The organism is Neisseria sp. P0004.S004 (assembly GCF_051963335.1).
Lineage (GTDB): Bacteria > Pseudomonadota > Gammaproteobacteria > Burkholderiales > Neisseriaceae > Neisseria.
Window position 1 is genome coordinate 44557 of sequence record NZ_JBQCUK010000014.1, and the last position, 6549, is coordinate 51105.

The 6549-nt window shown below is 49.9% G+C and carries 5 protein-coding genes; 4 read left to right on the forward strand and 1 reads right to left on the reverse strand.

What is annotated here, in order from left to right:
• Window positions 1-6 precede the first annotated feature (6 nt).
• The 4 genes from ACTHRY_RS10715 to lpxH all read left to right on the forward strand — a co-directional run bounded on the left by ACTHRY_RS10715 (window position 7) and on the right by lpxH (window position 5069).
• On the forward strand, window positions 7-708 hold the full coding sequence (locus tag ACTHRY_RS10715) for a DUF502 domain-containing protein (RefSeq protein ID WP_003748391.1): 702 nt from the start codon (window positions 7-9) through the stop codon (window positions 706-708).
• 63 nt (window positions 709-771) lie between these two features.
• Window positions 772-2580 (forward strand): aspartate--tRNA ligase, encoded by a 1809-nt coding sequence (gene aspS, locus ACTHRY_RS10720; protein WP_049321968.1) that lies wholly within the window; start codon window positions 772-774, stop codon window positions 2578-2580.
• Between the two features lie 239 nt (window positions 2581-2819).
• Window positions 2820-4205 (forward strand): PIG-L deacetylase family protein, encoded by a 1386-nt coding sequence (locus tag ACTHRY_RS10725; protein WP_049321967.1) that lies wholly within the window; start codon window positions 2820-2822, stop codon window positions 4203-4205.
• Window positions 4206-4358: 153 nt separating this feature from the next.
• Window positions 4359-5069 carry a UDP-2,3-diacylglucosamine diphosphatase gene (gene lpxH, locus ACTHRY_RS10730; protein ID WP_204370985.1) on the forward strand — a complete coding sequence of 237 codons (711 nt, stop codon included), beginning with the start codon at window positions 4359-4361 and terminating at the stop codon, window positions 5067-5069.
• 71 nt (window positions 5070-5140) lie between these two features.
• On the opposite strand, the gene serB is transcribed toward lpxH, so the two are convergent.
• Window positions 5141-5971: a phosphoserine phosphatase SerB gene (gene serB / locus ACTHRY_RS10735; RefSeq protein WP_049321965.1), complete on the reverse strand. Its 831-nt coding sequence runs from the start codon at window positions 5969-5971 to the stop codon at window positions 5141-5143.
• Between the last annotated feature and the right edge of the window lie 578 nt (window positions 5972-6549).

The following is a 6549-nucleotide window of genomic DNA, read 5'->3' on the forward strand; positions in this document are numbered from 1 at the left end:
ACAAAGATGACAGAAGCCGCAGCCGAAAGCGGAAAAATCGCCAAGGCTTTAAAGAAATACCTGATTACAGGCGTGCTGGTTTGGTTACCGATTGCCGTAACCATCTGGGCGATGAGCTATATCATCTCCGCCGCCGACAGACTGATCAACCTATTACCGGAAAGCTGGCAGCCCCAGCATTTCTGGGGGTTCAACATTCCCGGCTTGGGCATCGTCGCCGCCACAGTCGTCTTGTTCGTTACCGGCGTATTTGCCGCCAACGTATTGGGCAGACGGATTCTCGGCGCATGGGACAGCCTTTTAGGACGTATCCCCGTCGTCAAATCCATCTACTCCAGCGTTAAAAAAGTTTCCGAATCCCTGCTCTCCGACAGCAGCCGCTCGTTCAAAACCCCCGTACTGGTTCCCTTTCCGCAACCGGGCATTTGGACGATAGCCTTTGTTTCCGGCCATATCCCCGCCAAACTCAAAGGCAGCCTGCCGCAAGATGACGACTATATTTCCGTTTACGTCCCAACCACGCCCAACCCGACCGGCGGCTATTACATCATGGTGAAAAAAAGCGACGTTCGCGAGCTGGACATGAGCGTGGATCAGGCATTGAAATATGTGATTTCGCTGGGCATGGTGATGCCGGACGACTTGCCGGTTAAAGCCCTACCCGCCCAAAAACCGTCTAAAGACGGTCATACCGAACACAACAATTAAGGTCTTCTTTTTTCAGACGGCCTTTCCTTCTTTTCAAATTGAACAATATAAAAAGGTGATTTTATGCGTACCAACTATTGCGGCCTTATCAGCGAGCAATACTTAGACCAAACCGTTACCGTCAAAGGCTGGGTACACCGCCGACGCGACCACGGCGGTGTGATTTTTATCGACCTGCGCGACCGCGAAGGCATCGTTCAAGTCGTGATTGACCCTGATACGCCCGAAGCATTTGCCGCTGCCGACTCTTCCCGCAACGAATACGTTTTGAGCATTACCGGCCACGTACGCAACCGTCCTGAAGGTACAACCAACGACAAAATGATTTCCGGCAAAATCGAAATCCTCGCCAAAGAAATCGAAGTCTTGAACGCCGCCGCTACGCCTCCGTTCCAAATCGACGACGAAAACATCAGCGAAAACGTGCGTCTGACCAACCGCGTTATCGACTTGCGCCGTCCTACCATGCAACGCAACCTGCGTCTGCGTTACCAAGTCGCCATGGGCGTTCGCCGTTATCTGGACGCGCAAGGCTTTATCGACATCGAAACCCCGATGCTGACCCGTTCCACTCCGGAAGGCGCGCGCGACTACCTCGTGCCGAGCCGCGTTCATCCGGGCGAATTCTTCGCGCTGCCGCAATCTCCACAATTATTCAAACAATTGCTGATGGTGGCCGGTTTCGACCGTTACTACCAAATCACCAAATGTTTCCGTGACGAAGATTTGCGTGCCGACCGTCAACCTGAATTCACTCAAATCGACTTGGAAACCTCGTTCTTGAACGAGGATGAAATCATGGACATCACCGAAGGCATGGCCAAACAAGTCTTCAAAGACGCATTGGGCGTGGATTTGGGCGACTTCCCACGCATGCCTTATTCTGAAGCCATGTTCTACTACGGCTCTGACAAACCGGACATGCGCATCAACTTGAAATTTACCGAGTTGACCGACCTGATGAAAACGGAAGAATTCAAAGTTTTCCGTGGCGCAGCCGACATGAAAGGCGGCCGCGTGGTTGCACTGCGCGTGCCGAACGGCGCAAAATTCAGCCGCAAAGAAATCGACGAATACACCAAATTTGTCGGCATCTACGGCGCGAAAGGCCTGGCCTACATCAAAGTAAACGATGTGAGCAACCTCTCCAACGGCGAAGACAGCGGCCTGCAATCTCCAATCGTGAAATTCCTGTCTGAAAACGCCCTGAAAGAAATCATTGCGCGTACCGGCGCGCAAAACGGCGACATCATCTTCTTCGGCGCAGACAAAGCCAAAGTCGTGAACGAAGCCATCGGCGCGCTGCGTATCAAAGTCGGCTTGGAACACGGCAAAGACAACGGCTACTTCGTAGACGAATGGAAACCTTTGTGGGTTGTCGATTTCCCAATGTTCGAATACGACGAAGAAGCCGACCGCTACGTTGCCGTACACCATCCGTTTACCGCGCCTAAAGAAGGTCATGAAGACCTGATGGTTTCCGACCCGGCAAACTGCCTGGCCCGTGCCTACGATATGGTATTGAACGGCTGGGAAATCGGCGGCGGCTCTATCCGTATCCACCGCGCAGACGTACAAGAGAAAGTGTTTGCCGCGCTGAAAATCAGCCCTGAAGAGCAACAAGAGAAATTCGGCTTCCTCTTGGATAACTTGAAATTCGGTGCGCCTCCTCACGGCGGCCTTGCATTCGGCCTCGACCGTCTGGTTACCCTGATGACCGGTGCCGAGTCCATCCGCGACGTGATTGCCTTCCCGAAAACACAACGTGCACAATGTCTGCTGACCAATGCACCTAATGTGGTCGATGACAAACAGCTGCGTGAATTGAGCCTGCGTCTGCGTCAGAAAGCAGTTGAAACAAAAGAAGCATAATTTATCGGCTTAACCTTTAAAATATCAAGGCCGTCTGAAAAATTTGAAATTTATTTCAAATTTTTCAGACGGCCTTTCTGTATTTTAGTCGTTTATATATAATCAACTTATAAACTGTTTTATTTTAAACGTTCACTTTAATGACGTTAGAGTATAAAAAACAACCGTTTGTAAGAAAAACAAACAAATAAGCTCCACAAGCACTATCATGACTGTTATAACAATAAAGGAACCCAACAATGTTTCTGATACTGACGGGGCTGATACTGACTTTTTTTGTTTTGTTGTTTATTATTACTTCAATTATTCATAAAAAACAGTTTGCCTATAACACACACCAAGACTATAACTATCCCTCCCTCCCCTCTACCGCGCATGCAACCCTCAAAGGCGGCAGCCTGACCTTGCCCGCCACTGTCAGCGGACGGGATACCGTCATTGCCAAAATCCGTATCAAGTCCAACTGGATGGGACTATTGTTCTTGCCTTTTGTCGAAACCATTTCATCCAAAGGCAAATGGAAGCAATATTTCGAATACGGCGCAAAAGGCGTGCGCTATATCAATCTGAGCGACACCTTCTCCGACAGCGACAAAACCGTCCGTTTGGAAGGTAGATACCTGACTTTGGCCGATCAAGAAATCGAACTTTCCGTTTATCCGCGTGAAAACCTCGACGGCAAAAAAATCCTTGTCCTTGCGCCCCATGCCGACGATGCCGAACTCAGCGCATACGGTTTGTATGAAAAACACGCCGCCAATTCAATGATCTGCACCTTAACCGCCAGCGAAGGCGGCAGCTTCCACTATGGTAACCTTTACGGCCAATGCGACTGCGACACTCAGGCCCAATATCTGCAAAAAGGCCGGATGCGCGTTTGGAACAGCCTGACCGTCCCCCTTTTAGCTGGCGTGCCGTCTGAAAATATCCTGCAACTGGGCTACTTCGACAGCACATTGACCGCCATGCGCCAAAATCCGGAAAAAGAGATTAAATCGACCAAAATCGATACGGCCGACATCGATATTTTCCGCCATGCCAATACCTCCCCATTGGCGCAACAACTCAAGCCCGGCTCAACCTGGAACAGCTTGGTGGACAATCTCGGCTATCTGATAGAAACATTCCAGCCGGACATTATCGTGTCGCCTTCCCCCAATATTGACACGCATCCCGACCACCAACACACAACGCTGGCCGCCATCGAAGCCCTGCGCAAAATCAATTACCGCCGCGGTAATCTGTTTTTGCACACCATCCATTATCTGAGCGACGACTTCCCAATCGGCAAAGTAGGCTCTTCCCTCAGCCTGCCGCCGCTTGCCGAGCAACCGTTTTACTTCCAAAGCATTTATTCCCATCCTTTGGATAAAGAAGAGCAAAACCGCAAACTCCTTGCCCTTGACGCCATGAACGACATCCGCCCCAATTCAGACGGCTATATGCGCTGGAGCACCATGATATTCAAAGGCCTAAACAAACTGCGGCACCACGTCCTCCACATCGACAAAGACTTGGTCAACCGCTTTGTCCGCAGCAACGAATTCTTCTATAGTGTCCCCATTACCGACCTGTACCAAGAAGAAACGCTGAAAAAAATTACCTATCAGGGCAAAGCCCAATAAACCATAAAGGCCGTCTGAAAAGATGTTTCAGACGGCCTTTATCACACCCAATCAAAACAACAAAATCACCGCATTACAAACGAAAAACACCAAGCCCAAATCCAAACGCGACAACCCAAGTTATAATAAAACCCTTCCCATACGCCCCACATCATCATGCCGATTTACTTCATCGCCGATTTGCACCTGAGCGAATCCCATCCCCAACTGACCGCTCTCTTCCAAAAATTTATCCAAGAAAAAGCCGTCCATGCCCAAGCCGTGTACATCCTCGGCGACCTTTTCGATTTTTGGATCGGCGATGACGAAAACAGCCCTTTGGTGCAAACCATCAAGCAAACCATCCGCAGCCTGACCAAGCGCGGCGTCGCCTGCTATTTTATCCATGGCAACCGCGACTTCCTCATCGGCAAAACCTTCGCCCGCGATACCGGCATGATCTTACTGCCAGAGTACGCCGTGATCGACCTATTCGGCACGCCCACCCTGCTCTGTCACGGCGACACCCTCTGCACCGACGATCATTCTTATCAAAAATTCCGCCGTACCGTCCATCAAAAATGGCTGCAACGCCTGTTCCTGCTTTTGCCGCTCACACTCCGGCTGAACATCGCTGCCAAAATCCGCAGGCAGAGCAAACAGGACAAACAACACAAAACCGCCGACATCATGGACGTTAATCCAACCTTTACCCACGAAACCATCCAACGCTTCCACACGCCCCTGCTCATTCACGGCCATACCCACCGCGAAAACATCCATCGCAACGCCGATTACACCCGCATCGTACTCGGCGACTGGCGCGACAATTACGCCTCCATTCTCGAAGTCGATGCCGAAGGCTACCGTTTTATCGCCTTATAAAACATCAGGCCGTCTGAAAACCGGTTTCCCGATTATTCAGACGGCCTGACTGACAAACATCCTCAAACAGTTTACGCAAACCAACCGCGTATCCGCTCCAAACCACCAAAGCGCACACACGCATCCGCATTCGCTTCAGTTTTCGGTTTCGCCCGATAAGCAATGCCGAATCCCGCTTCCAATATCATCGGAATATCATTCGCACCATCGCCCATCGCCACCACCTGCCACGGAGCCAAACCCAGACGCTCACGGTATTCGCGCAACAAATCCGCCTTAGCCTGCGCATCGATAATCCGCCCTTTCAGACGGCCTGTCAGCTTGCCGTTTTCCACTTCCAACACATTCGCAAAATGGAAATCCAAGCCCAAACGCCGTTGCAGGCGTTCCGTAAAAAACGTAAATCCGCCCGACACCAGCATAAACTTCACATCATTCCGTTTACACGCTTCTAATAAAAATTCCGCGCCCGGCGACAACTGCAACACATTCTCGTACACCTCTTCCAACACGCGCTCGTCCAAGCCGGCCAGCAAAGCCACACGCTTGCGCAAAGACTGCTCAAAGTCCAACTCGCCGCGCATCGACTGCTCCGTAATCTTGGCCACCTCATCCTTCAGTCCGACACCAGCCGCAATCTCATCCACACACTCAATCGTAATCAGCGTCGAATCCATATCGCTGACAATCAGCCCCAAATCGGCAAAAGCCACATCCGGCAACACCGCGCCATCTATCTGCTGCGCAATCAACGCCGCACGCATCCCGTCCGTCAGTTCAAAATCATCCGAAACCGGCACACGCAACACCGACTTCCCTGATGGCGCAGACACCAAACCGCCAAACGCCGACCAGTCGCACGCGCCCAAATCCCCATGTTGCAACACCAAAACTTTCTTCATCTCTTTCTCCTCATGCCCCAAAACCTTTGCAAACAAATCCGGTACACATTCAGCTTAAAACAACACAAACCGTATTTTTGCAAAGGCCTTAAAAAAACCAAAACAGCATTATAGCCGAACAACCCCGGCAATTTTCAGACGGCCTGGAAACAAATTCAGCTCGAGCTGCCAATACCAATATTTACATCAACAAACCAAGCAATTACTCAAAAATTTGATTTGGGACAAGCTGTTTGAAAAACTTTGCAAGCAACAGATAACTTTCTGTTGATTTTTTTCACCGTTTCGATATAGTTATTTATGTCTAGTTTGATACTAACCTTTGTATCTAGTTTTCATTGCATTACCACCTCCATTCGTTGCCAACGGCTCCCTTTCCGGCGGCAACCTTTTTTTGACCCGATGGTTTGGCAAAATCGAAATTGAATCAAATAAAATGATTCGGGGACTTATATTTAATTTTTAAAACAAAACGGCTTATCAAAAACAACGGCTCAATTTAAGGGGCTGACGTAGATTAGCAGTTATGCTAGGCTACGAAAATGCAGATAACCAATTGTAAATTAAGCAAGAGATTT

What these genes read in the sequence shown, in the direction of transcription:
- ACTHRY_RS10715 (WP_003748391.1), top strand. Translation starts at nt 7, where the DNA reads ATGACAGAAGCCGCAGCCGAAAGCGGAAAAATCGCCAAGGCTTTAAAG.
- aspS (WP_049321968.1), top strand. Translation starts at nt 772, where the DNA reads ATGCGTACCAACTATTGCGGCCTTATCAGCGAGCAATACTTAGACCAA.
- ACTHRY_RS10725 (WP_049321967.1), top strand. Translation starts at nt 2,820, where the DNA reads ATGTTTCTGATACTGACGGGGCTGATACTGACTTTTTTTGTTTTGTTG.
- serB (WP_049321965.1), bottom strand. Translation starts at nt 5,971, where the DNA reads ATGAAGAAAGTTTTGGTGTTGCAACATGGGGATTTGGGCGCGTGCGAC.